25 protein-coding genes are annotated in these 23,421 nt (G+C 71.8%); 14 read left to right on the forward strand and 11 right to left on the reverse strand.

Annotated features, from left to right (window positions below; translation table 11 throughout):
* Positions 1-131 precede the first annotated feature (131 nt).
* The gene (locus tag JWR33_RS02470) at positions 132-419 is read left to right on the forward strand and encodes a hypothetical protein (protein WP_297409138.1); all 288 of its coding nucleotides are present in this window, start codon (positions 132-134) and stop codon (positions 417-419) included.
* Between the two features lie 46 nt (positions 420-465).
* Here the strand turns inward: JWR33_RS02470 and JWR33_RS02475 are convergent, their stop codons facing one another.
* Together JWR33_RS02475 and JWR33_RS02480 are read right to left on the reverse strand one after the other, a co-directional pair.
* Positions 466-1,248 (reverse strand): MBL fold metallo-hydrolase, encoded by a 783-nt coding sequence (locus JWR33_RS02475; RefSeq protein WP_297409140.1) that lies wholly within the window; start codon positions 1,246-1,248, stop codon positions 466-468.
* Positions 1,249-1,406: 158 nt separating this feature from the next.
* Positions 1,407-2,594 (reverse strand): Fic family protein, encoded by a 1,188-nt coding sequence (locus JWR33_RS02480; protein ID WP_297409142.1) that lies wholly within the window; start codon positions 2,592-2,594, stop codon positions 1,407-1,409.
* A gap of 213 nt (positions 2,595-2,807) precedes the next feature.
* Here JWR33_RS02480 and JWR33_RS02485 point away from each other — a divergent pair, with 213 nt between their 5' ends.
* From JWR33_RS02485 to JWR33_RS02515, 7 genes are all read left to right on the forward strand, one after another.
* On the forward strand, positions 2,808-3,692 hold the full coding sequence (locus tag JWR33_RS02485; RefSeq protein ID WP_297409144.1) for an N-acyl homoserine lactonase family protein: 885 nt from the start codon (positions 2,808-2,810) through the stop codon (positions 3,690-3,692).
* A 20-nt stretch (positions 3,693-3,712) separates the two neighbouring features.
* Positions 3,713-4,702 (forward strand): sugar ABC transporter substrate-binding protein, encoded by a 990-nt coding sequence (locus tag JWR33_RS02490; protein ID WP_297409146.1) that lies wholly within the window; start codon positions 3,713-3,715, stop codon positions 4,700-4,702.
* A gap of 10 nt (positions 4,703-4,712) precedes the next feature.
* Entirely contained in the window at positions 4,713-6,284 is a 1,572-nt protein-coding gene (locus tag JWR33_RS02495; RefSeq protein WP_297409148.1) for a sugar ABC transporter ATP-binding protein, read from the forward strand.
* Positions 6,281-7,315, forward strand: coding sequence for an ABC transporter permease (locus JWR33_RS02500; protein WP_297409151.1), 1,035 nt, complete (start codon positions 6,281-6,283; stop codon positions 7,313-7,315). Before JWR33_RS02495 ends, JWR33_RS02500 begins: the two co-directional genes overlap by 4 nt.
* Before the next feature lie 288 nt (positions 7,316-7,603).
* On the forward strand, positions 7,604-7,774 hold the full coding sequence (locus JWR33_RS02505) for a CsbD family protein (protein ID WP_297409153.1): 171 nt from the start codon (positions 7,604-7,606) through the stop codon (positions 7,772-7,774).
* Between the two features lie 201 nt (positions 7,775-7,975).
* The gene (locus JWR33_RS02510; RefSeq protein WP_297409155.1) at positions 7,976-8,218 is read left to right on the forward strand and encodes a hypothetical protein; all 243 of its coding nucleotides are present in this window, start codon (positions 7,976-7,978) and stop codon (positions 8,216-8,218) included.
* 38 nt (positions 8,219-8,256) lie between these two features.
* Complete coding sequence (locus JWR33_RS02515; RefSeq protein WP_297409157.1) at positions 8,257-9,405, forward strand: Vms1/Ankzf1 family peptidyl-tRNA hydrolase; 1,149 nt, start codon at positions 8,257-8,259, stop codon at positions 9,403-9,405.
* A 97-nt stretch (positions 9,406-9,502) separates the two neighbouring features.
* Here the strand turns inward: JWR33_RS02515 and JWR33_RS02520 are convergent, their stop codons facing one another.
* From JWR33_RS02520 to JWR33_RS02550, 7 genes are all read right to left on the reverse strand, one after another.
* On the reverse strand, positions 9,503-10,345 hold the full coding sequence (locus JWR33_RS02520) for a CPBP family intramembrane glutamic endopeptidase (protein WP_297409160.1): 843 nt from the start codon (positions 10,343-10,345) through the stop codon (positions 9,503-9,505).
* Between the two features lie 315 nt (positions 10,346-10,660).
* A complete protein-coding gene (locus JWR33_RS02525; RefSeq protein ID WP_297409162.1) occupies positions 10,661-11,665 on the reverse strand; it encodes a DUF418 domain-containing protein in 1,005 nt (334 codons plus the stop codon).
* A complete protein-coding gene (locus JWR33_RS02530) occupies positions 11,658-12,365 on the reverse strand; it encodes an HNH endonuclease family protein (RefSeq protein ID WP_297409163.1) in 708 nt (235 codons plus the stop codon). The genes JWR33_RS02525 and JWR33_RS02530 overlap by 8 nt, the downstream gene beginning before the upstream one ends.
* Before the next feature lie 54 nt (positions 12,366-12,419).
* Entirely contained in the window at positions 12,420-13,763 is a 1,344-nt protein-coding gene (locus tag JWR33_RS02535) for a CoA transferase (RefSeq protein WP_297409165.1), read from the reverse strand.
* 33 nt (positions 13,764-13,796) lie between these two features.
* Positions 13,797-14,291, reverse strand: a complete 495-nt coding sequence (locus JWR33_RS02540; protein WP_297409167.1) for an NUDIX domain-containing protein — start codon at positions 14,289-14,291, stop codon at positions 13,797-13,799.
* Positions 14,292-14,315: 24 nt separating this feature from the next.
* On the reverse strand, positions 14,316-15,413 hold the full coding sequence (locus JWR33_RS02545; protein WP_297409169.1) for a Gfo/Idh/MocA family oxidoreductase: 1,098 nt from the start codon (positions 15,411-15,413) through the stop codon (positions 14,316-14,318).
* Positions 15,410-16,153 (reverse strand): sugar phosphate isomerase/epimerase, encoded by a 744-nt coding sequence (locus tag JWR33_RS02550; protein ID WP_297409171.1) that lies wholly within the window; start codon positions 16,151-16,153, stop codon positions 15,410-15,412. Before JWR33_RS02550 ends, JWR33_RS02545 begins: the two co-directional genes overlap by 4 nt.
* A gap of 153 nt (positions 16,154-16,306) precedes the next feature.
* Here JWR33_RS02550 and JWR33_RS02555 point away from each other — a divergent pair, with 153 nt between their 5' ends.
* From JWR33_RS02555 to JWR33_RS02580, 6 genes are all read left to right on the forward strand, one after another.
* Positions 16,307-16,633: a hypothetical protein gene (locus JWR33_RS02555; RefSeq protein WP_297409173.1), complete on the forward strand. Its 327-nt coding sequence runs from the start codon at positions 16,307-16,309 to the stop codon at positions 16,631-16,633.
* A gap of 117 nt (positions 16,634-16,750) precedes the next feature.
* Positions 16,751-18,388, forward strand: coding sequence for a RecQ family ATP-dependent DNA helicase (locus tag JWR33_RS02560; RefSeq protein ID WP_297409175.1), 1,638 nt, complete (start codon positions 16,751-16,753; stop codon positions 18,386-18,388).
* A 47-nt stretch (positions 18,389-18,435) separates the two neighbouring features.
* Positions 18,436-18,690 carry a hypothetical protein gene (locus JWR33_RS02565; RefSeq protein ID WP_297409177.1) on the forward strand — a complete coding sequence of 85 codons (255 nt, stop codon included), beginning with the start codon at positions 18,436-18,438 and terminating at the stop codon, positions 18,688-18,690.
* A complete protein-coding gene (locus tag JWR33_RS02570) occupies positions 18,690-19,037 on the forward strand; it encodes a hypothetical protein (protein WP_297409178.1) in 348 nt (115 codons plus the stop codon). The genes JWR33_RS02565 and JWR33_RS02570 overlap by 1 nt, the downstream gene beginning before the upstream one ends.
* 109 nt (positions 19,038-19,146) lie before the next feature.
* Positions 19,147-19,917 (forward strand): hypothetical protein, encoded by a 771-nt coding sequence (locus JWR33_RS02575; RefSeq protein WP_297409180.1) that lies wholly within the window; start codon positions 19,147-19,149, stop codon positions 19,915-19,917.
* Position 19,918: 1 nt separating this feature from the next.
* Complete coding sequence (locus JWR33_RS02580) at positions 19,919-21,466, forward strand: DNA polymerase Y family protein (protein ID WP_297409182.1); 1,548 nt, start codon at positions 19,919-19,921, stop codon at positions 21,464-21,466.
* On the opposite strand, the gene JWR33_RS02585 is transcribed toward JWR33_RS02580, so the two are convergent.
* Both JWR33_RS02585 and JWR33_RS02590 read right to left on the reverse strand, forming a co-directional pair.
* On the reverse strand, positions 21,457-22,158 hold the full coding sequence (locus tag JWR33_RS02585; protein WP_297409184.1) for a UdgX family uracil-DNA binding protein: 702 nt from the start codon (positions 22,156-22,158) through the stop codon (positions 21,457-21,459). The genes JWR33_RS02580 and JWR33_RS02585 overlap by 10 nt on opposite strands.
* 87 nt (positions 22,159-22,245) lie before the next feature.
* Entirely contained in the window at positions 22,246-23,196 is a 951-nt protein-coding gene (locus JWR33_RS02590) for a glycosyltransferase (RefSeq protein WP_297409186.1), read from the reverse strand.
* Positions 23,197-23,421: the final 225 nt, after the last annotated feature.

Below are 23,421 nucleotides of genomic sequence, written 5' to 3' on the forward strand. Positions count from 1 at the left end.
GTGCCGGGTGCACACAGGCTAGACCTCGGGACCCCGGCAGCGATAGGGCGTGGCGCTGGACGCTTCGCAACCCCTTGTCCCGCCGCCCGGGCCCGGCTTGGCTGGAGTCCCCATCCTGGAAGGATCTGCGCATGAGCGACTCGACCCGCGATCAGCCCGACGGGAGCGGCCGGCGTCCCACCGTCGCGTCGCTCGCCACGGTCACCTCCACCTCCGACGACCTCGAGGCCGCGAGGCCCAGCCACCCGGACCGCCCGGTCGGGGTGAACGTGGACACGGCCGACCTCGGCACCGACCCCGGCGACAGCGAGGAGCAGAGCGACGCGGACCTCGCTCCCGACGAGCAGCCCGCCGGCGAGGACTCCGACGAGGCACTCGGGGCGGCACAGACGGACGCGGCCGACAGCAGGGAGGCCTGAGCCGCTCCCCGGAGCGCCGGCCGGAGCCCCGGCTGCGGGGACAGCGTCAGGACGCGCCGGCCCGCATGGCGAGGCCGACGGCGGAGCGGATGCCGTCCTTCCAGGGCTCTCCGTGCCCGGGCAGCACGATCTGCGCCCCCGTCTGGGCCAGCGCCTCGAGGGAGGCGAGCGCCTGGATGCTGTCCGCCGTCGCGGCGCCGGACACGATCTGCGGGCCCGTTGCGCCCGTGTACGGGTCGAGGGTGACCAGAGCGTCGCCGACCAGGATCGCGTCACGGTCGGGCAGGAGCAGCGCCGAGTGCCCGAAGGTGTGACCGGGGCAGAAGACCACGCGAGGATGTCCGGGAACGTCGATCGTCTCGCCGTCCGTGTAGAACGCGAGGTCCTCGACCCCGCGCACCGCGAACGCCCCTGCTCGTGCCATCGCGGCGAGGATCGGGGCTCCCCGGGGATGCCGGAGCGGGTACAGCGCGCGCGGATTCTCGTGCGCATACCGATACGGGTGCCGGGCGATGTATGCCTCGTACGGGTGTCCCCACACCGGGATCTCCCACTCCCGCCGAGCCCTGCGGGCGAAGCCCAGGTGGTCGAAGTGCGCGTGCGTCAGCACGATCGCACGCACCTGCGCCGGCCGGACGTCGATGGCCCGCAACGCCTGCTCGAGCAGCGGCCACGTCGCGGGCAGAGCTGCGTCGACGATCGTGACCTCGTCGCCCTCCTCCACCAGGTAGCAGTTGACGTAGGCGTGCGCGAGCCGGTGCACCCCGGGTGCCACGTTTCGGGTGAAGGTCGCACCCTTTCGGGTGGTGGTCGACTGGCTGATCAGCATGTCCGGGTACTCCTTGCGGCGGTGCCCCCACGCTAGGCGCGGGCCACGAACACCGAGAGGGGGTTGCGCACCGCGTACGGCACGGGGAAGACGCCACCGCGGGGCCGGATCTCACCGGGCCGGACAGGACCCGTGCCGACGCGACGGAGGGCGAGGGCTCAGCGCTGGCGCCGCGTTCGCTCGGAGAAGGCGTCGAGCACGGCCAGCACGTCCAGGGCGGCCCAGGTGCGGTTGCGGCGGGCTCCCCCGACCTGGCTGAGGATGCCGTCGGAGGCGAGCCGGTCTATCGCGAGACCGGCGTTGGGCGGCGTCACGTCGAGGAAGGACGTGGCGGTGCCGGAGGTGATCACCGGCCGGCTCTCGAGCAGCGGCAGCAGCCGGCGCGCCCCCGACCCCTGCCGGGCGGTGGTGCGCTCCGCCCAGCGCCGGCGGAGGGCGGTCAGGTCGTCGACGAGCTCCCGCGCATTCGCCACGGCGTCCTCCGCCGCCGTGGCGAAGACCTCGACGATGGGGTCGATCCGCCCGGAGCGGTACTTGGTGAGGGCGTCGAAGTAGCCGGCGGTGTCCTGCAGCAGGCCGGAGGACAGCGGGACCACGAGGGCGCGGGTGAGATCCGCCTTGCGGAACATCGCCTGCATGAGCGCCCGCCCGGTGCGGCCGTTCACCTCGAGGAACGGATGGATCGTCTCGTACTGGGCGTGCGCGACCGCGATCTGGGCCAGTGCGGGGAGCTGCGGCTGGCGGATGAAGCGCACCAGGTCCGACATGAGCTCGGGGACCCGGCTGTGGTGCGGGGGCACGAAGGATGCTCGGCCGGGGCCGAGCGTGCCTCCGCCGATCCAGACCTGCTGGTCGCGCCAGCGGCCGCGTCGCTCCGGCCGGCTGGAGGCCATCAGCGTGCGCTGGAGGTGCACGATCATGTCCTCGTCGATCGACCCGGCTCGGTCCCGCGCCGCCTCGATGGCCCGCAGGTGGCTCACGATCTGATTCGCGGTCGGATCGTGGGACTCCCCGAACTCGGCGAGGGCGACCGCGAGGGCGGGGCTGGTCACGCGCTCGATGGCCGAGCTGGCGGCGCTCTCGGCCCGCATCAGGAGCGCCGCGATCGCCTCATCCCGGTAGCCGAACTCGGCGTCGAAGCGGATCAGTTCCGCCGTCGCCTGGGATGCGTGACTCAGCGCATCGGGTCGGGGCGCCAGGTCGAGTTCGGCGATCAGCGGGGGCACCACGGCGCGGTAGGGGCCCGACTCCGCATTGAGCGGCGAGAAGGAGTCGCGCACGTCGAGCGCGGGCTCCCAGGTGCGCTGCTCGTAGGCGACGGCGGGCCAGGCGAGTTCGGACGCCATGGCTCATCTCCCTGCACGCGTCTCTGGATGTGGGGCTAACCGATACTAACCGTCTCTGATCGCACGGTTCTGCGGGCATCCATGCCTCTCCGTGTCGCTGGTATCGGTACAGGGCGGATGCCGCTCTTGCGGCTTTGCGCCGCCGGCACGCCGCTCAATAGCCTGCAGAAACCGAATGCCGACGGGCGCTGCCGCCCACCGAAAGAGACAACGATGACGTCGTACTCCATCTGGATGCTCGAGTACTCGCACTGCATGGCCCAGCCGATGGGCTGCATCTTCTACGGCCAGTGGAACGCGGGCAGCCGCATGTTCGCGTACGGCTACGCCTATCTCGAGGGCGGCGGGCACCGCATCCTCGTCGACATCGGCCACGACAACGACTCGTCGAACAAGCACTACAACGACATCAACGCCATCGAGGACTGGCAGCCGCCGGCCGCAGTGCTCGCCAAGGTGGGGGTCTCGCCGGAGGACATCGACACGGTCATCCTCACCCACGCCCACTACGACCACGCCGGTGCCGCCCGGCACTTCCCGAACGCGACCTTCTATCTGCAGAAGGTGGAGCTCGAGAGCTCCCGCTGGGCGCTCGACAACAAGCACCTCTACAGCTCGATCATCGGTGCCCTCGACCCCGAGGACGTCACGATGCTCGAGGACCTCGCCGAGTCGGGCCGCCTGCGGCTCCTCGACGGTCCCGTCGAGGACCTCTTCCCCGGCCTGCACATCCGCACGGCGTATGACACCCACACCATGGGCGGGCAATACGTGGTCGTCGAGAACGGCGGCGAGAGCTGGGTCGTCACCGGCGATGCCCTCTACAGCTACGAGAATGCGGAAGGCATCGGCGGCTCCGGCGAGATGGTCAACATCGGCTTCGGCGGCGGCAGCGGCTGGCGCGGCCTGCAGATCATCGACGAGATGGCCCGCACGGCGGGAGACACCAACCGCCTCGTGATCGTGCACGAGTACGACACCTTCCGCCGGCACCCCTCACGCAAGTACGACGACAACCTCTCGGTGGCAGAGCTTCTGCTCGCCCCCGGCGAGCCGTCCCGCATCACCATCCCCCAGCCCCTCGCAACCACCCTCTAGCTCTCAGAAGGAGAACAGAAATGCGAAAGAACAGAGTGGTTCTCGCACTGGCACTCGCCAGCGCCGCCCTCATCACATTCACCGGCTGCAGCGTGCCGGACAGCACGCCGGCAAGCTCAGGAGCAGCCGGCGGCAGCACGCCCAAGAACACCCTGCTCGGCATCGTCACCATCAGCGCGACCGACGCGAACAACGCCCGCGTCATCAAGGGAGCGACCGATGCCGCCGAGGCGGCGGGCTGGACCGTCGAGGTCGTCGACGCAGCAGGCAACGCCGACCAGGCCAACAGCGCCATCACCAACTTCGTCAACAAGGGCGCGGGGATGATCTTCGACCTCGTCTTCCCGACGAGCTCCCTCGGAGCCGGTCTGGCCGCCGCGCAGGGGGCGAACATCCCGGTCGCCACCTGGGGCGGCGGGCTCGGCACCGGCGTGGTGATGACGACCGGGGCCGGCGCTCCCTTCGCCGAGCCGGCGACGCAGGCCATGCTCGACGCCTTGGGCGACAAGGGCAGCGTGCTCGCCCTCACCTACCGCACCGGACAGGTGTGCCGTGACCGCGAAGGGATCTTCGACGCCATGCTCAAGGACCACCCGGGCATCAAGGTCACGAAGAACGAGGTCTCCATCCCCGGGTTCCTGCAGGACGGCGCCGACTACGCGACCGCCTGGCTCGCCGCGAACCCCGAGGGCGGCAAGCTCGCCGTCTGGGGCTGCTGGGAGGACCCGACCCTCGGCGCCATCTCCGCCCTGAAGCAGGCGCAGCGCACCGACGTGCTGACCTACGGCATCAACGGCTCCAGCACCGCGATCAAGGCGGTGCAGGACGGCTCGCTGACCGCCACGGTGTACGAGGACGGCGTGAAGGAGGGCGAGACGATGTTCTCGACCACCCTGGCCGCCATCGAGAACGGCGCAGGCGAGCAGCAGACGATCGATGTCCCCGGAGTGCTCGTCACCGCGGACAACATCGACCAGTTCCTGACCGATCACCCCGAAGCACTCCAGTAGGACGACGACAATGAGCACCGTGGACGACTCCCCCAGGGCGACAGCGGCACCCTCCGATGCCGCAGCCCCGCTCCTCGAGGTCACCGATGTCAGCAAGTCCTTCGGCGGCGCTCACGCGCTCCGCGGGGTGTCGCTGAGCATCCGGCCAGGAGTCGTCCACGGACTCATCGGCGCGAACGGCGCAGGCAAGTCCACCCTCATCAAGGTCCTCGCCGGCATCGAGCAGCCCGATTCGGGCGTGATCCGCGTCGACGGGGCTTCCGTCTCGGTCGCGGACCCGGACGCCGCGGCCGCCCTCGGCCTGGCCTTCATCCACCAGGAGATGAGTCTCATCCCCGGCTGGAACGTGCTGCGCAACATGCTGCTCGGGCAGAAGCCGCCGACCCGCCTCGGCGTGATCGACTGGCGACCCGCCCGCAAGCGGGCCAAGGTCGTGGCCGACCGGCTCGGCATCGGCTTCTCCCTGGCCACCAACGTGGACGACCTCTCCACGGCGGACCAGTGGCTCGTCCTCATCGCTCGCGCGCTCATGCGGGACGCCCGGCTCATCGCGATGGACGAGCCCACCGCTTCGCTCTCCGCCGCAGAGGCGACCCGGCTGCACCGGATCATCCGCGAGCTCGCGGCCTCGGGCACCGCCGTGATCTTCGTGTCGCACCGCCTCGACGAGGTGAGCGAGCTCTGCGAGGACATCACTGTCTTCAAGGACGGCGTGGTCACCAAGCGCACGGTCGCCTCCCGCGTGAGCAAGGCCGAGCTGGTATCGGCGATCGTCGGGCGCGACCTCGTGATCCCCGAGCACGGACACGATGCCCCTGCCGTCACCGGCAGGCCGGTGCTCGAGGTGCGCGGCGTGAGCGATGCCCGACTGGTCCGTGACGTGTCGCTCACCGTGCACGCCGGCGAGATACTCGGGCTCGCGGGACTCGTCGGCGCCGGCCGCACCGAGGTGGCGAAGATCGTCTACGGGGCGGGCAGGCGCACCGGCGGCACCGTGCTGCTCGAGGGCAGGCCGATCGACTTCCGAGAACCGGCCGACGCCGTGCGCGCCGGGATCGGGCTGGTGCCCGAGGAGCGCCGGTCGGAGGGCCTCTTCCTCGAGCGCACCATCGACTTCAACATCAACATCGCGACCCTGTCGTCCCTGCGGCCCTCGCTCGCCTGGCCGCTCCTGCGGTTCCGCGAGGGGCGGCGGCGTGCCGAGGCCATCGCGAAGGCGGTGACCGTGAAGGCGAAGGACGCCGGCGCGATCGTCGGATCCCTCTCCGGCGGCAACCAGCAGAAGGTGGCGATCGCCCGCTGGCTGGTGGACACCCCCAAGCTGCTCCTCCTCGACGAGCCCTCCCGCGGCGTGGACGTGGGCGCCCGCGCCGAGGTGCACCGCGTGATCCGTGAGCTCGCCGCCCGAGGGACGGCGGTGCTGGCGATCTCCTCCGACAACGAGGAGCTCGTGGCACTCTGCGACCGGGTCGTCGTGATGGCCGAGGGCCGGGTGACCGGCGAGCTGACCGGCACCGACATCACCGCGGACCATCTCCTCTCCCTCAGCTTCGACCGTGGAAACGAAAAGGACGCAGCATGACGACCACCACCCTGCCCGAGCCGGTCAGCACCGATCCGACTCCCCCGGCCGGCGGTGCCCTCCGCGCCAGGTCACGCGGCGGCAACATCGCCCTCAAGATCGTCTCCAAGTACGGGACGCTGATCGCGATGGCGATCATGCTCGTCATCTTCGGCTTCGCGGTGCCCAACGGCGCGTTCCTCAGCGGCACGAACCTGCTGAGCATCGTCAACCAGTCCGCGCTCACCGCGATCATCGCCTGCGGCCTGACGATGGTGCTCGTGGTCGGCGAGTTCGACCTCAGCGTCGGCTACGCGGCGAGCCTTGCCGGCGTGCTCGTCACCGGCCTCGTGGCCAATCAGGGCCTTCCGCTGATCCTCGCGGTGGTCGTCACCATCCTCATCGGCGGCGGGATCGGCGGGATCAACGGGGTGCTCGTCACCAAGGCCAGGGTGAACGCGGTGGTCGCCACCCTCGGCGTGGGCACCATCCTCACCGGGCTCGCGTTCGGCTACACCGCCGGCTCCCCGATCGTGCAGGTGCCGAAGGAGTTCACCTACCTCACGCTGGCGCGCTTCCTCGGCATCCAGAACCCGATCTGGTTCATGGCGATCATCGTCGCCCTGCTCTGGGTGATCCTCAATCGCACTGCCACCGGACAGCGCATCCAGGCGGTCGGCGCGAACAGGAGCGCTGCCAGGCTCGCGGGGATCCGGACCGACCGGTCGAAGATCACCGCGTTCGTGATCGCCGGCGTCTGTGCCGCCATCACCGGCATCCTGCTCGCCTCGCTGCTCGGCAGCGGCACGGTGAGCGCCGCGGACGGCTACCTGATGGACTCGTTCGCGGCCGTCTTCCTCGGCTCGGCCACCCTCAGGGACGGCGAGTTCCACATCCTCGGCACCCTCATCGGCGTGCTCGTGGTGAGCGTGGGCTTCAACGGCCTGAGCCTGCTCGGCACTCCCACGTTCTGGCAGTACATCTTCAAGGGCGGGATCCTCGTGCTCGCCGTGGCCCTGTCGACCATCGCCCGAAGGTATTCGAAGGCCTGACCGCCGGGAACCCAGCGAGGGGGCGTGGGGGCGGCTGCCCCCTCGCCCCTCTCCATGCGCGGGTCAGGCGGGAACGGGGCCGTGATCGAGGACAGCGCAGCCGGTTCATCGGCACTCAGCTCGAGCGTGGCTGACCCGCGCAGCTCGGCGAGCAGCTCGGGTGCGCGGGCGCCTCCGGGTAGCGGCCGGCGCCACCTGCGCGCCGCGAGTCGTTTACAGCGCACTTTCAGGAATGGGGGCCACTGTCGAACGAAAGGCACCACCGAAGCACCACCCCAAGGAGGAATCATGGGCATCGGAGACAAGATCGAGAACGCCGCCCAGAAGGCGGGCGGCAAGGCGAAGGAAGAGGTCGGTGAGCGCACCGGCGACCGGGATCTTCAGGCCGAGGGCAAGGGCGACCAGGTCTCCGGCAGCCTCAAGCAGGCGGGCGAGAACGTCAAGGACGCGTTCAAGTAGCCGCAGGCGAACTCTCGGAGAAGGCCACCGGAGACGGTGGCCTTCTCTGTGCCCGGGCCGATGCCGAGGAGTTGCCGTACTCGACGCAGGAGCACGCCCGGGGGCGGCATTCTACGAATCTGCGCGGTCGGGGGGAATGCCTCGCGGGGCCTCCCCCGCCGACCTAGCGTTGAGGTCGAGCCGACCAGAAAGGGAAACGACATGTCCTCACAGGGAAGCAGCAAGCACAGCGAGCTCCTCGACGACGAGATGAAGCACGAGGCGCAGCCGATCGTGCAGGGCCACGGGCCGTCGCACGTCGAGGAGTGGCGGCAGAGCGTCGGCTATCCGGACGACACCGACAGCCAGGAGGTGCAGGATGCGTCCGGCATCGACGGCCGGCTCAAGGGAGCATCCGACGACGTGGCAGGTGGCGGCGTCGTCGAGGCGGAAGAGCGGTCCTGACCGCTCCCGATATCGCCGACACGACAGGAAGGACAGCCATGACTCTCGGATCTGACACGGTCCTCGACCGCAGCTTCTCCGACGCGCTGCGCGCAGGAGGCTGGTGGGTCACCGTCTACGCCGACGCCTCGATGGACACCGGCGATCCACAGGGGGTGGCCGCGGCCCGACGTCGCGCGGTGCGCGACACGCTCGAGCAGCGTGGGCTTCCGGAAGACCAGCTCAGCGTCGTCTCGGACGCCATCGACGGCACCGACGGGGTGCCCAGCCCCGCGACCCGGTACCTGCTGCTCCGCGACGGGGAGATCGTGATGAACCGGCTCCTGCCCGGCCCACCCGTCGGTACCGAGGTCACCGAGGCCGGACCGGTGCCGCTGCTCGTCCCGCTCCTGCGGCACCAGGAGGACGAGATCGTGTACCTGGTGGTCGAGGCGGGCCGCGACGGCGGCGAGGTCGCCGTCTACCGGTCGACCGGTGAGACTCCCGAGCAGACCGAGGCGGTGCAGGGGCGCACGGACACCCTCAAGAAGTTCAAGGGAGGCGGCTGGGCCCACCTGCGATTCCAGCACCACACCGAGGAGATCTGGCGCCAGACCGAGGCGGAACTCGGGGCGGTGGTGGATCGGCTCGTGCTCGAGCTGAATCCGCGGTTCATCGCCGTGGCCGGAGACGTCCGCGCGCGCCAGCTCCTCGTCGACCAGCTTCCGCAGCGGAGCAGGGATCTCGTGACCCAGGTGGACGCGAACACCCGGGCGGCCGGGGCGTCGAGCGAGGCACTCGATGCCACCGTCGAGAACCTGCTGGACGAGATCGCCCGGTCTGCCCAGAACGCGGACATGGAGCGGCTGGCGCAGGAGCTCGGGCGGGACGGCGGGGCCGCCGAGCGCGGCGTCGGCTGGACCGTGCACTGTCTCCGTCAGGCACAGGTGGACGTGCTGCTGCTCGACCCCGACCAGCTCGGAGAGCGGACGCTGCTCGCCCTCGGCGCCGAGCCGTGGGTGGCCACGGCGCCCGAGGAGGCCGACCCGGCCCCGATCCTCGGCGATGTGCCGGCCGCGGAGGCGCTGATCCGCGCCGCGATCCTCACCGACGCCTCCGTTCGGCTGGTTCCGGGCACCCTCCTGCCCGACCGCTCCGGCGTGGCCGGGCTGCTCCGCTGGGGCACCGAGGCGCCCACCGGCGGCTGAGAGGCGCGACCAGGTCCGACAAACGCAACGGAGTGGCCAACCCGCAGCGGTACGCCGTTGCGGGTTGGCCGCTCGGTTGCGCCTGTGGCGGCCGCGGCTAGAGCCAGAAGATCCGGAGCAGCCCCGGATTGTGAGCGTGCACGATCACCAGGAAGACCATCAGGTCGAACAGCAGGTGCACGCACACCACGTAGACGAGGTTCCGCGTGCGGGTGAACAGGTACCCCTGGGCGAGGGCGAACAGCACGGTCATCGCCGGACCCCACTCCCGGTAGCCGAGCTCCCAGAGGAAGGAGACGAAGATCCCCGCCTGCAGCAGGTTCGCCTGCCACATCGGGAAGTGGCGCAGCAGCAGCGAGAACACCGTGCAGATGAAGAACAGCTCGTCCCAGATGCCGACGCCGTTCACCCCGAGGAAGAGGCGCCAGATCTCGTCGGGCTCGTCGACCGCCGGCCAGTTCCGGTACGCGCCCGAGCCGACGAAATAGCCCGGCAGGATCAGCCACCCGAGGGGCACCACCGCGGCGAGGTAGGCCCGCTCGACAGGGAGCCACCGCCGCCCGGTGCGGACGGGGAAGCGGATGGCGTCCCGCCGGAACACGAACCGCTCAAGAGCCCACGGCACGGCGACCGTGAGGGACAGCACGATGCCCATCCGGATGATGTTCGGATAGCTGATGTCCGCCGCGACCGAGATGGTGCTCACGATGCTGAGGCCGACTGCGATGAGCAGGAGGTCCCGCGCGAGCGCACGACTCACGAGGAGGGCGCAGGCGACGCTCGCCCAGAGCAGCGGGTAGCCGGCCAGTGGGGCCTCGAACCCGAAGAGGAGCACTGCGGACGCGACCACGCCGATCGCCGGCAGCAGGCCCCACGCCGGGGTCCCCTCGGCGTTCCCGACGGTGCCGGCGTGCGTGGTCCGCGTCTCTGTGCTGCTCACCCGTCCAGCGTGCCGCATCGAAGCGGCGAGTGGAACGGCGGATGGCCTACCGCTCCCGGGTGCCTGGCACAACCTCGCCGACCCGACCAGGGGCTTCCGCGGTCGCGAGGCTAGCGTGGGGAGCGACGAGTGCGATCGACGCGGGCAGCGCCGGTGCACGATCAGGAGGAGGGAACCATGAACGGAAACAAGCCGTCACAGGCGGAAGGCGCGGACCCCGACGACGCCCCCGACGTCGAGGTGCAGGAGATCGAGGGCAAGCCGTCGCAGGCCGAGGGCTGATGCGCTCCGGCGCTGCGCTGGCGCCGAGCGCGGTCAGCGCAGCCCGGACACGCGGGCGAGCAGCCGCTCCAGCGGTCCCTTTCCCAGCCGGCTGCGCCAGAGCGCGGCGACGAGGAGGCTGCCGAGCACGAGGGCGGCGAGCAGGCCCCACCGGGCGGTGTCGCTCGCCCCGCCGACGGGCTGCGCCGCGCGGAAGGCGGTGATGGCGAGGATCTGCGCGGTGTAGATCGTGAGCGGCATGCCGCCGACGGCGGCCAGCGGGAACAGCACCGATCGAGCGACCGGGCTCCGGCTGCCCGCGAGGAGCAGCAGTCCGAGGACGGCGATCGCGAAGCCGCCCGCCCCTAAGGCCTCCCACGCCGTGCTCGAGTGGGCGGACGCATCGACGGCGAGCACGCGGGCCCCTCCGTAGCCGGCGACGGAGGCTGCCACGCCGACCACCACGAGCACGAGCTGCGTCCCCGGTCGGCGCAGGTCGCTGCGCCCCGCCGCGAGCCCCACGAGGAAGTAGCCCAGCCAGAGCAGCCCCGGGTAGTACCCGGTCACGAACCACTCGCTCGGCAGCCAGAGGAGCGGCTGCCCGCCGAACACTCGCGGGGGGTCGTCCGGTGCGGCAGCCAGCACGAGGGTTCCGACGGTCGCGAAGCCGAGCGCCAGGGCGAGGAGCGCCGGGCGCGGCAGGAACAGCACGGGCAGGAGCACCAGGAAGAAGATGCCGTAGTAGTCGAGGACCACCGCGATGCCGCTGTCCAGCCTCCAGAGCAGCAGCCCCAGCACCGCGAGGAAGATCCCCCGCAGCGCGACGGCGCGGACGAGGGCCGCCCGGCGGCCGCGGGGGGCCGGCTCCGCTCCACCGGTCAGAAGTCCCAGCGAGACCCCTGCCAGCGTGGCGAAGAGCACCGACGATCTCCCGTCGGCGATATTCTCCGAACCTCCGTCGGGGAGCACATGCGCGACGAACATGCCCAGGACGGCGAGCCCGCGGGCGAGATCCACGCCGACGATGCGGTCGGTGCCGGTCAGGACCCGTTCAGCCACACTGCGCCGCGACGGCGGACAGGGCCGAGCGGTCCGCGTCATCGATGCCGAGGGCGTAGGTGACGAGCACCGCGGTGAACCGCTCCGCGTACTCGCACGAGTAGTCCGCGTCGGGCGGCAGCCAGTCGGCCGGACCGGAGTCGGACTTGGCGGAGTTGGTGGGCCCGTCGACCGCCAGCAGGTTGAGCTGATCGTTGGCGAACTGCGTCCGCTCGTCCCCGCTCCAGAAGGCGGCTCCGTGCTGCCAGGCCCAGCTGAGCGGAACGATGTGATCGATCTGCACGAGCTCGGAGGTGTCGTTGCCGCGCTGGAACCGGATGGTGGTTCCCGTGTAAGGATCCTGGAGCGTGCCCGTCAGCACCACGCAGTCGTGGGTGCCGCCCTTGAAGGTGGTGTCGGCGAGGTCTCGGGCGAGCACGTCGTTGCGCGCGTCGCAGCCGTTCCGGTCAGGGTCCTTCCACCCCTTGCCGAAGAGGTCCCGCTCGTAGCCGTCCACGGGTTCGCTGGGTGCGGCGGGCAGCGAGGCGATCGTGGTGAGCAGTCCCGCGTCCGCGGTCACGGCCGGGCGGGGGGAGGCCGGCGCGGCGCCGGTCGCTCTCGGGGAGCCGCCGACGGTCCAGAGCACGGCGATCACGACGGCGGCGAGCACGAGGATGATGCTGACCGCGGGCCCTCCCCCGCTTCTGCGCCGTCTGCTCACGCCGTCAGGGTAGGCGCGCGCCGGGCCCGGCACCCGGAGGCGCGGCGGCCGGGCTCAGTTCGAGGCCCACCGCGGGGCCGCGGACCCCCAGGGGTCCCCCACGGTCCGCCAGTCCCGCGGCGCTCCGGTGAAGGCGAGGGCGGGGGCCGCGTAGGTGAGGTGCCCGCTCAGGGTTCTTCTGTGAAGCGTCCTAGGGAGGAGCGGCTCGGGCGCCGGCGGCTCCGGACGGTCGGCAGCGAGCAGTTCGGTCGCGATGCGCAGGAGCGAGGTCTCCACCAGCCAGGAGCCGCCCTCGCGGCGCTGCGCCCGGAGCGCCGACAGGATGCCGGCGGCGAGGAGGTAGCCCGCCGAGTGATCAAGGGCCTGTGCGGGAAGGACGCCGGGCTTGCCGTCCCGGAAGGTGACCGCGGCGATTCCGCTGGCAGCCTGCACGATGCTGTCGAAGCCCCGCCGGCCGCTCCACGGCCCTGACGTGCCCCAGGCGCTCAGCCGGGCGACGACGAGGCCCGGCCGACGGGCGACGAGTTCCGCCGGAGACAGCCCCCGGCCCTCCAGGGCGCCCGGCCGGTAGCCGAGCACGATCACGTGCGCGTCGCTCAGCAGCCTCTCGAAGGCCTCGCGATCCCTCGACAGGTGCAGCAGCGCCGAGCGCTTGCCCATGCCGGTGTCGAGGTGCTGGAATGCCGCCTCCGGCAGGTCGGGCGAGTCGAGGCGGAGCACTTCCGCCCCGAGCAGGGCCAGGGTGCGGGTGGCGACCGGTCCCGCGATGACACGGGTGAGGTCGAGCACCCGGACTCCGGCCAGCGGAACCGGCCCGCCGTCGATCGCCGGCAGGGGCTCGCCCTCTCCGATGCGGTCGCGCCGCAGCAGAGGCGCGCCTGTGACTGCTGCGCGCGCGGGCGCTGCTGCGGCCTCCGCTTCGGTTCGCACCGCGGCGGCGATTCCGTTCGCCGCCACGATCGCCTCCTCCGCCTCCTCCGCCGTCGTCTCCGTCAGGCGGGCGGCGAGGTGGGCAGGAGCGGCCTCCGCGGGCAGCCGGAGCGCGGTGAGCAGCCGGTCCCGATGGTGGGGGTAGTTGGCGTGGGTGCGGAGCCAGCCGTCCGCGGTGGGCCAGAACCCGGACAGCGGCGCCCATGCCGAGGGCAGCGCGCCGTCGAGCCGGAAGTGCCGCTCGCTCGTGTACGCGGTGGCCACGGTCGCCGGGTCGAGGCGGATCTCCCCCGCGCCCGGTCGCGCGAGCAGGGACACCGCTGCGACGCTGTCATGGGCGAGGATGCCGACGGGAAGCGGTGACGGCAGGAGGGGCAGCAGGGCGTCGCCGGTCGAGCGAACCTCGGCGGCGGACGACGGATCCTCGCCGAGGGCGGTCAGGATCGCGGGCAGGAAGGCGGAGCTCACGCCGTCATTCTGGCGGTGCTCCGTCCCCGGGCGTCACGTGCCGCGCCCGCGGTCCGCCTCGCCCTCGCGCCAGCCGAGCACCGTCCGGTTGTCCTCGGCGTAGGTGCACTCGGCTCGCACGAGGTCGCCGGCGAGTGCACGCGGCAGCCAGAGTCGCGCGTCGTCCCACATCTCCCCGAGGGGCAGCTCGGCGACCGGGAACCAGGACGGAACCAGCTCGGCGCTCGCCCGGGCGTCGCCGGTCCACCTGGTCGCGAGGAACGCCGTGGAGCGCTGGCTCCAGGCCGGGCGGTGCGGGAAGTCGTAGGCGAGCTCCGCCACGCGGACGAGGTCCGGTGCGGCCACCGAGATGCCGACCTCCTCCTCGACCTCGCGTGCTGCCGCGGTCGCGGCGTCCTCGCCGGGCTCCAGCTTGCCGCCCGGGCCGACGATCCGACCCGCGCCGATGCCGGTCAGCTTGCGCCCGAGCAGGACCTCGGTGCCGGTCGGGGTCATGCGCAGCAGATAGGTGACGGCGACCGCGAACATGGCTCGAGGCTACCGAGGCTTCCGTCAGAGGGTCGCCGCGGTGGGGTCCCAGTCCTCCGGCAGCGGGTCCGGCCGCTCGACCGTGCTCTCGACGGCGACCGGAGCCCCCTGCGTCACCGAGTCCGAGATGGACGCCATGATGTCGAGCACGTGGAAGGCCTGCGCTCCCGAGGCGCGCTCGGTGCGGTCGGCCCGGATCGCGCGGGCCAACTCGAGCACGCCGATGCCGCGCCACAGCGAGAAGGTGGTGCGGTCCGTCCTGTCGCCTGCGGCGGAGTGCACGACCACGTCGCCGTCGAAGTTGTTGGGATCCGGCGACACGACGGTGCCATCGGTCCCCGCCACCTCGACGAAGCCGGTGCGCTCCAGGTGGGACTGGAAGCTGAACACGCACTGCGCGCTCGCCCCGCTCTCGAACTCCAGCATGGCGCTCACGTGGCTCGGCACGGCCACCGGGATCGACTCCCCCGCCCTCGGGCCCGAGCCGACTGTGCGGGTCTCGTGCGAGGTCGAGCCGAGCGCGTAGACGCTCTTCACCGGACCGAACACCTGGATCAGCTCGGTGAGGTAGTACGGGCCCATGTCGAACAGGGGCCCGCCGCCCGGCGCGTAGAAGAAGTCCGGGCTGGGGTGCCACCGCTCCGGACCGCCGGTCTGGAACAGTGTCAGTGCGGTGAGCGGGACGCCGATGCTGCCGTCGTCCACGCGTCGCCGCACGGTCTGCAGACCGGGGCCGAGAAACGTGTCGGGGGCGCAGGAGACCCGCAGCCCTCGCCTCTTGCCCTCCTCGAGCAGAGCCCGTCCGCTCTCCCGGTCCAGCGCGAGGGGCTTCTCGCTCCACACGTGCTTGCCCGCCGCCAGGACTCGCATGCCGACCTCGGCATGCACGGCCGGAATCGTGAGGTTCACCACGATCTCGATGTCGTGCCGCGCGAGGAGCTCCGCCGCCGAGCCGGCGCCCGGCACGCCGTACTTCTCCGCCTGTGCAGCGGCTCGCTGCTCGTCCAGGTCCGCCACGAAGAGCACCTGCACGTCCGGCAGCGACGTGAGAGTGCGAAGGTACTGATCGCTGATGTTTCCCGCGCCGATGACGCCGACGCCGACCGGGCCCGTCCCGCTCACAGCTGCTCCCCCTGCCCGACCAGGTACTCGACGCTCGCCCGGACGCCGTCGAACACGTCGCCGGCGTAGTCGTCGAACTCGATCACGCGCAGCGCATCCGGTGCGGCTTGCAGGAGCGCCGGCACGTCGATCGCCCCCTGCCCGGCCGGGACCTGCTCGCGCGTCTCGCGGGTGCCGGGCCCGTCCTTCACGTGCAGGAAGCGCACCCGGTCGCCGAGCGAGCCGAGAAGGCGAACCGGATCCGCTCCGCCTGCAACAGCCCAGTAGGCGTCGAGCTCCAGCACGACGGCAGGGTCCAGGCGATCGGCGAGGACCTCGAGTGCGGTGGCGCCGCCGATGTCCGCGAACTCGAACCAGTGGTTGTGGTAGCCGAGGCGCACGCCGGCGTCGGCGGCGAGCTCGGCGGCGGCGTTGAGGTCGTCGGCGACGGACAGGACGCCTTCGCGCGTGGTCCACCGCTCTGGCTCGATGAACGGGTCGATCACGGTGCCGACGCCGATCATCCGGGCCGCGGCGAAGATCGCCCGCTGGTCCTCGCCGAGAAGGCGGGCGTGCGCGGAGGGAACCGTCAGGCTCAGCTGCGGCAGCAGCGCGCTGTACTCGTCGGCGCGGTCGACGAAGCCGAACAGCTCGACCTGGCGGAAGCCCAGATCAGCGACCCTCTGCAGCGCTGAGCGGAGGTCCGCGGCGATCGCATCCCGGACGGAGTACAGCTGAAGCGAGAGAGTGGATGACGTCATCGGCGATCCCTGCGAACGAGTGCGAGCGGTGCGGCAGGAGAGCCGCTTTCCCTCCAAGCCTATGCCGCGGTGCCGACTGTGCACTCTCCGGCGGGTGCGTTCCCGGAGCCTCTCGACGGTGTCGTATCGTCGTCGGAACGAAAGGGGCGGCAGGTGCATTCACTCGAGGACTTGAGGGCGGAAGCGCGCAACGAGCTGGACGCAGAGATCGAGCGACGCTGCCGCGACGGGGAGGATCCGTGGCAGTTCGCGCATGAGCTGCCGACCGTCGATGAGCGGGTCGTCCGCATCCTGCGGGCCGACACGATCGTCGCGAACGGGCTGCGCGAGCAGCGGTCGCAGGCCTATCACCCGACGGCGCGCCCGGGACAGGCCGAGCAGTTCGAGTTCGGCGTGCTCCGCTCCATCGCGCTGCAGCACCCGGACCTCACCCGCACCGTCTGGAGCATGCTCGGCCGGATCGATCTCAAGGCGGCCTGAGGCTCCTCCGCGAAGAGCGGCCCTCCTCCGCGGCCCACCAGCGGGCTCCTGCACACAGCGGTCCGGGGAGGTCAAGGGGGCCGTCCGCCTCCGATGCCCCTGCCTACGATGGCGCACGTGAACCGAGCAGACCGAGCGAGCATCGAGGAGGCCGCCCGGCTGTTCGGGTGGGACGAGCTGAGGCCCGGCATCGAAGAGGCGGTGTCCGCCGTCCTCTCCGGCCGCGATGTGCTCGCGGTGCTGCCGACGGGGTACGGCAAGTCCGCGGTCTACAAGATCGCCGGCGCCCTGCTCGACGGGCCCACCGTGGTCGTCTCCCCCCTGATCGCCCTGCAGGCGGATCAGGTGGCCGGCATCGACGCCCGAGAGGACGCTCCCGACGCAGGAGCGATCAACTCCTCGCAGAGCGACGGGGTGAACGACGCGGTCTGGACGGACCTCGCCGAGGGGCGCACCACCTACGTCTTCCTCTCCCCGGAGCAGCTCGCGAACGACGAGGTGGTCGAGCGGCTCAAGGGGCTCTCGGTCGCACTCTTCGCCGTCGACGAGGCGCACTGCGTCTCGGCTTGGGGGCACGACTTCCGGCCGGACTACCTCCGCCTCGGCGAGGCGATCGAGGCGCTCGGCCGCCCGCGGGTGCTCGCGCTCACCGCGACCGGATCCGGCCCGGTGCGGGAGGAGATCCTCGAGCGTCTCCGGATGAAGGATCCGGTGGTGATGACCCGCGGATACGACCGGCCGAACATCCGGCTGGAGGTCGTGCGTCACCAGGAGGGCAGGCAGCAGCGCAGCGCGGTGCTGGATCAGCTCGCGGAGCTCCCGAAGCCCGGCCTGCTCTACGTGGCGACGCGGCGGGAGACCGAGGAGTACGCCGCCGAGCTGACCGCGCGCGGCATCCGGGCGACCGCCTATCACGGGGGGCTCGGTGCGAAGGCGCGAAGGGAGCTGCACGAGCAGTTCCGGGACGACCGGTTCGACGTCGTCGTGGCCACCAGCGCGTTCGGCATGGGCATCGACAAGGGCAACATCCGGTTCGTCGTGCACGCCGCCATCACCGAGTCGGTCGACAACTACTACCAGGAGGTCGGCCGGTGCGGCCGCGACGGCGAGTCCGCCGTGGCCACGCTGCACTACCGCCCGGAGGACCTCGGGCTGCGCACCTTCTTCGCGTCCGGCAAGCCGGATCGCGGCAGGCTCGAGCGGGTCTTCACCGCGATCGACTCGGCCGCACGTGCCGTCGACCAGACCGAGCTGGTCGAGCAGACCGAGCTGACGGCACGCCGGGTGGCGGAGGCCGTGAACCTGCTGCTGGAGGCGGGCGCCGTGCGGCAGACCGCCCGTGGCCTGCGTCCCGCCCGCGGCGCAACCCTCGAGACGGCTCTCGCCGGGGCGCTGGAGGCGGCAGAGCATCGGGAGCGGATCGACGAGTCGCGCATCGCGATGGTGCGCCAGTACGCCGAGACGCTCGGCTGCCGGCGCCAGTTCCTGCTCGGCTACTTCGGTGAGCAGCTCGACGAGCCGTGCGGCAACTGCGACACCTGCTCGAGCGGCACCGCCTACGAGGCCGCGACCGCGGAGCCGACCAAGTCGAGTCCGTTCCCCGTCGACGCCGCCGTGCGGCATCGCGAGTGGGGCGACGGCACGGTGATGAGCGTCGAGGACGACCGCATCACGGTCTTCTTCGACACCGAGGGCTATCGGGTGCTCTCGCTGCCGGTCGTCGAGGAGCACGATCTGCTGCAGCTGGTGAGCTGACCGCCCGCCCGGCGTAGCGTGAGAAGACCCAAGGAAAGGAGCACGGAATGAGTGACACCATCCCCGACGGCGGAGGATTCGACGACGAAGCGGTCGACGCGACAGGCAAGCAGACCGTCACCAACGACGCGGTGGCGGGCGAGACCGTGCTGCCCGGAGTCGGCGAGGGCAACGACGGTCCCACCGGCGGCGCAGCCCGCGAGCTGGAGCCCGGCCTCCCCGAGAACGACCTTGAGGGCGAGGAGATCGTCGGCCTCCGCGACGAGGGCCCGAGCGGCCCCGTCCGCGAATCGCACGCCTGATGGCCGGGCGCAGCACTCCCCCGCCACCCGACCACGAGGACAAGCCGGTGGCCGAGGACAGCAAGGCGAGGATCGGCGCGCGGCTGACCGGCCAGGACGATCCGAAGGATCCCGACGGGCTGATCACGCTCGACGACGTCCCCGGCGCGACGGGCGTGCGCGCCGGCGTGGCCGAGCAGGGCGCGGGCGCGAGCATCGGCGGCGCCGCCCCGGGCGGCAGCATGCCGGAGCGCGTCGTGGGGGCCGACGCGCCCTCGATGAGCTCCCTCGACAGCAGCGGGGACTCGCTCGGCGATGACGCAGCGCTCCCCGGCGGCGACCGCGCCGGCGAGGAGACGCCGGACTAGCCCCCGGCGTTCGCGGGCGGGCGCCGGGGGCCGTCGGCGCGGACGAAATGTGGAGCAGAAGAGCTCGTCTGCGGATTGACTCATTCGAACATCTGTTCGAACATGGAGTGTGGCAACCTTCGCGCTCTCCTCCGCCGCCGCGGCGGACGAGAAGGTGCGCGAGCTGCAGGCCCGGATCCGGGAGATGCAGTCGACGCGGCTGACGACCAAGACCCTCGCCACCCATCCGATGTTCTCGGGGATACTGCCCGACGGGATGCTCCAGGCGGGGGCGGCGTACTCGGTGCGGGGCTCGATGACGCTGGCCATGGCGATGCTCTCCGCCCCCTCCGCGGCCGGATCCTGGTGCGCGGTCGTCGGCGTGCCCGAGTTCGGAGCGCAGGCCGCCGCGGCGCACGGCATCGCGCTCGATCGCCTGGTGCTCGTGCCCGAGCCCGCCGATCAGTGGCTCGCCGTGACCTCTGCCCTCCTCGATGTGCTGCCGCTCGTCGTCCTCAAGCCCGCCGGCCGCATCAGCGACGCGGACGCCAGCCGGCTCGCCGCGCGCCTGCGGAAGCGTGAGGCGGCACTCATCGCCCTCGGCGACTGGCCGGGCAGCGAGGCGAAGCTCGAGATCGTGCGCAGCGAATGGGAGGGGATCGGCGCCGGTCACGGCATCCTCCGCCGGCGCAGGGTCGAGGTGAGCGTGGAGAGCCGAGGGAAGTGCACCCGCTCCCGGTGGATCGACCTTCCCGGGCCCGATGCGGGAGCGACGGCCGGCGAGAGGGTCGAGCAGGCCGCTCCGCCCGAGTGGCCGGAGCTCGCCCCCGTCGCGACCCTGACCGCCGTGCCCGCCCGATCGGAGTTCGCCTCCCTGGGGTCAGCGGAGAGGGCCGGCTAGCGTGCCCGAGATCCTCCGCACCCTCGTGCTCTGGTGCCCGGACTGGCCGGTCGTCGCGGCGACCCGGGCGGCTGGGCTGGCACCGGATGCCCCTCTCGCGCTCACCGACCGGGGCGAGGTGTTCGCCTGCTCGGCGGCCGCCCGCGCCGACGGGGTGCGGCGGGGCCTGCGCATCCGCGAGGCGCAGGCCCGCTGCGCGTCCCTCACCGCCCTCCCCTACGATTCCGGACTGGATGCGCGGATCTTCGAGCCGGTGCTGGCGGGGATCGAGGAGATCATGCCGGGCGTCCAGCTGCTCCGCCCGGGCACCGCCGCAATCCGGGCGCAGGGGCCCGCACGGTTCTATGGGGGCGAAGCGGCGGCCGCCCGCGTGCTGCTGGACCGCCTCGCCCAGCTGGGCGTGACCGAAGCGCGGGTCGGCATCGCCGACGGGCCGTTCGCAGCGGAGCAGGCGGCCCGGACCAGCGGTCCGGAGCGCGTGCGGGTCATCCCGTCGGGTGAGTCGCCCGCCTTCCTCGCGCCGATGCCGGTGGCGATCCTCGGGGCGCCGGCACTCGGGATGCTGCTGCGCCGTCTGGGGCTGCCCACCCTCGGCGCCTTCGCGTCGCTGCCCGCGCTCGAGGTGCGCAACCGGTTCGGCCAGGAGGGTGCCGCCGCGCATCGGCTCGCCGCCGGTCGGGACGGGCGCCGCGTCCTGCCCCGGCTGCCGCCCGACGAGCTCGACGTGGTGGCCGAGTTCGAGCCGCCGCTCGATCGCGTCGATCAGGTCACCTTCGGGGTGCGGGCCCCGGCGGACCGGTTCCTCGAGCGGCTCATCGGGCTCGGGCTCGTCTGCACGGCGGTGCGGATCGAGATCACGACGGAGCGCGGGGAGCTGTCGGAGCGCACCTGGCTGCATCCGCGGTCCTTCACCGCCGCCGAGGTGGTGGATCGGGTGCGCTGGCAGCTGCAGGGCACGGGAGCGGTGGACACGGGGCTCGGCTCCCCCATCGCTCGAGTGCGCGTGCTGCCCGAGAGCGTCGACGCCGCGGCCGGCCACGAGGAGGGCCTCTGGGGCGCCGCGCCCGACGAGCGCATCCACCACGGCCTGTCCCGGGTGCAGAGCATGCTCGGGCATGAGGCGGTGCTCACCGCGACGATCGGCGGTGGTCGCCTGCTCGCGGACCGTCAGGTGCTGATCCCCTGGGGCGATCGTCCGCAGACACCCCGCCCGGCCGAGCGGCCGTGGCCAGGATCGCTTCCCGGGCTGACGCCGGCGACCGTCTTCCCTGGCCGTCGGACCTGCGCCGTGCTCAGTCCCGACGGATCCTCGGTGGCCGTCGACGACCGTGGCATGCTGTCGGCTCCGCCCGCCCGCTTCGCCGCTCCCGGCACAGGGCTCGCGCGTCCGGTGATCGCCTGGTCGGGTCCGTGGGGAGTCGAGGAGCGCTGGTGGGACGTGGAGCAGAGCCGCAGCCTGTACCGCTTCCAGGTGGTCGACGAGGACGGCGAGGCCTGGCTCCTCGTCCTGGAGGACGGCTCATGGTGGGCGGAGGGCCTCTACGACTGAGCTGGCGCATCCGAACTCCACCGCCGCGGCGGAACTGTCGCGCCGCCGGGTCGGAGGAGGGCGGCGGCCGTCCGCAGGTCGGCGACCAAGCCGTCGAACTCGCGGTCGAACTCGGGAGTGCCGCGCAGCCGCAGGACCGCGGAGGGGTGCACCGTGACGAGCACGCGGGCATCCTCGGCGGCCGGCAGCCGATCCTCGAGCACCCGGCCGCGCTCCGCCGTGACCCTGACGGTCCGGCTGAGCACCCCTCGGCCCGCCGTCGCCCCCATCGCCACGATCACCTTGGGCCGCACCGCCCGCACCTCAGCCTCGAGCCAGGGATTGCACGCAACGATGTGCGCGACCGCGGGCGACTTGTGCAGCCGCCGCTTGCCGCGCTCCTCGAAGCGGAAGTGCTTGACGGCGTTGGTCACGTACGCCGAATCCCCCGGCACCCCGGCCTGGGCGAGCGCGTCGGCGAGCAGCCGTCCTGCCGGGCCGACGAAGGGCCTGCCCTGCCTATCCTCCGAGTCGCCGGGCTGCTCGCCCACGAGCATCAGGTCCGCCTGCTGACTCCCGGAGCCGAACACGACATGCGTTGCGTCGAGGTAGAGCTCGCAGCCCTGGCAAGAGGGCGCGGCGGCACGCAGTTCGGCAAGGTTGCCACCCTCCGGCACCCACTGCTCGGCACCGGGCCTTGCGAAGTCCGCCACGTCCCCTCCTCGAAGTGCCCGTTCCGGCGCGGAGTGACCGCTGCAGCGGGCACTTTCTGCCGGAACGTGCACCTGGAACGGTACGCCTCAGCGGGCGACGCGGGCCAGGAGCTCGTCCCAGCGAGCAAGGAAGGCCGGGAGCCCGTAGTGATCGAGAGCGAAGCGGCGGGCCGCCGCACCTCGCTCCCGCGCCTCGTCGGGATCGGCGATCAGGAGCCGGGCCGCTGCGACCAGCTCGTCCACATCCATCGACAGCGCACCCGCCTCTGGAGGCACCGCCCGGTACGCCTCGGTGGTCGCGAGGGCGAGCACGGGCATCCCGAGCTGCATCGCCTCGAGCAGGCTCAGGCCGAGCGACGTCCAGCGGATCGGATGCAGATAGGCGCGGCGCAGGGCGAGCGCGGGGTGCAGCTCCCACGGCGCGAGGTTGCCGGCGAAGGCGATTCGCCCCTCCTCGAGCCCCAGTGCACCGGGCAGCTGATCGGCGTCGATGCCCCAGGCGTCGATCGGCGCCGCCGCCGCGAACGCGGGCAGCAGGTCGGTGCCGGTCACCCGCCAGCGCCGGACGGGCTCGTTGATCACGAAGCCGAGCCGGGGCAGCTCGCCGGTGTACAGGTGTCCGGGGTCGGGGATGCCGTGCTCGATCACGGTGGTCGGCGCGATGCCGGTGTCCCACATCAGACGGTTGAAGTGGGTCACATGCGCGATCAGGATGTCGTCCCGGTCGGCCAGCGGATGCCGGGTCGACGGCACGTCGCCTCTGGGGGTGTTGTGCTCCACGAAGACGGCGGGCACGTCCTGCCCGAGGCGCCGGCCGAGCAGCCGCTCCGTCCTCTCGATCTCGGCGAAGGACTGCAGCACCACCACGTCGACCGCGGCGTCGGCGAGCTCGTCCTCCGGCAGGTTGACGGCCGACGCCGGCCAGTACGGCTTGACCTTGCCCGCCTCCTCGGCGCCGATCGGGATCAGGTACTCGTGGAACCCCTGCACGAAGCCGGTGGTCCAGCTGCTGTGCACGTGCCAGGAGAGAACCCGCATGGGCACACTCTAGAAGACGCCCCCGTATCGGCGCCCCCGCGCCCTGCTCGGCCCCGCCGTCCCTCTCCCTCAGCAGGCAATTCTGCCGCCATCCCGCTATGTGGCCCGGTTCTGCCTGCTGGAGACTTTTCTGCCTGCTGAGCGACAGAGGAAGAGCGACAGAGGAAGGGGGTGAACAGGAGGCACGCCGCTTGCGAGATTCGAACATATGTTCGACACTGGGAG

This window comes from Naasia sp. (assembly GCF_025465545.1).
GTDB lineage: Bacteria > Actinomycetota > Actinomycetes > Actinomycetales > Microbacteriaceae > Naasia.

What these genes read in the sequence shown, in the direction of transcription:
- JWR33_RS02570 (WP_297409178.1), top strand. Translation starts at nt 18,690, where the DNA reads ATGGCCGGGCGCAGCACTCCCCCGCCACCCGACCACGAGGACAAGCCG.
- JWR33_RS02565 (WP_297409177.1), top strand. Translation starts at nt 18,436, where the DNA reads ATGAGTGACACCATCCCCGACGGCGGAGGATTCGACGACGAAGCGGTC.
- JWR33_RS02550 (WP_297409171.1), bottom strand. Translation starts at nt 16,153, where the DNA reads ATGACGTCATCCACTCTCTCGCTTCAGCTGTACTCCGTCCGGGATGCG.
- JWR33_RS02540 (WP_297409167.1), bottom strand. Translation starts at nt 14,291, where the DNA reads ATGTTCGCGGTCGCCGTCACCTATCTGCTGCGCATGACCCCGACCGGC.
- JWR33_RS02515 (WP_297409157.1), top strand. Translation starts at nt 8,257, where the DNA reads ATGACTCTCGGATCTGACACGGTCCTCGACCGCAGCTTCTCCGACGCG.
- JWR33_RS02480 (WP_297409142.1), bottom strand. Translation starts at nt 2,594, where the DNA reads ATGGCGTCCGAACTCGCCTGGCCCGCCGTCGCCTACGAGCAGCGCACC.
- JWR33_RS02590 (WP_297409186.1), bottom strand. Translation starts at nt 23,196, where the DNA reads ATGCGGGTTCTCTCCTGGCACGTGCACAGCAGCTGGACCACCGGCTTC.
- JWR33_RS02505 (WP_297409153.1), top strand. Translation starts at nt 7,604, where the DNA reads ATGGGCATCGGAGACAAGATCGAGAACGCCGCCCAGAAGGCGGGCGGC.
- JWR33_RS02470 (WP_297409138.1), top strand. Translation starts at nt 132, where the DNA reads ATGAGCGACTCGACCCGCGATCAGCCCGACGGGAGCGGCCGGCGTCCC.
- JWR33_RS02475 (WP_297409140.1), bottom strand. Translation starts at nt 1,248, where the DNA reads ATGCTGATCAGCCAGTCGACCACCACCCGAAAGGGTGCGACCTTCACC.
- JWR33_RS02485 (WP_297409144.1), top strand. Translation starts at nt 2,808, where the DNA reads ATGACGTCGTACTCCATCTGGATGCTCGAGTACTCGCACTGCATGGCC.
- JWR33_RS02490 (WP_297409146.1), top strand. Translation starts at nt 3,713, where the DNA reads ATGCGAAAGAACAGAGTGGTTCTCGCACTGGCACTCGCCAGCGCCGCC.
- JWR33_RS02495 (WP_297409148.1), top strand. Translation starts at nt 4,713, where the DNA reads ATGAGCACCGTGGACGACTCCCCCAGGGCGACAGCGGCACCCTCCGAT.
- JWR33_RS02510 (WP_297409155.1), top strand. Translation starts at nt 7,976, where the DNA reads ATGTCCTCACAGGGAAGCAGCAAGCACAGCGAGCTCCTCGACGACGAG.
- JWR33_RS02500 (WP_297409151.1), top strand. Translation starts at nt 6,281, where the DNA reads ATGACGACCACCACCCTGCCCGAGCCGGTCAGCACCGATCCGACTCCC.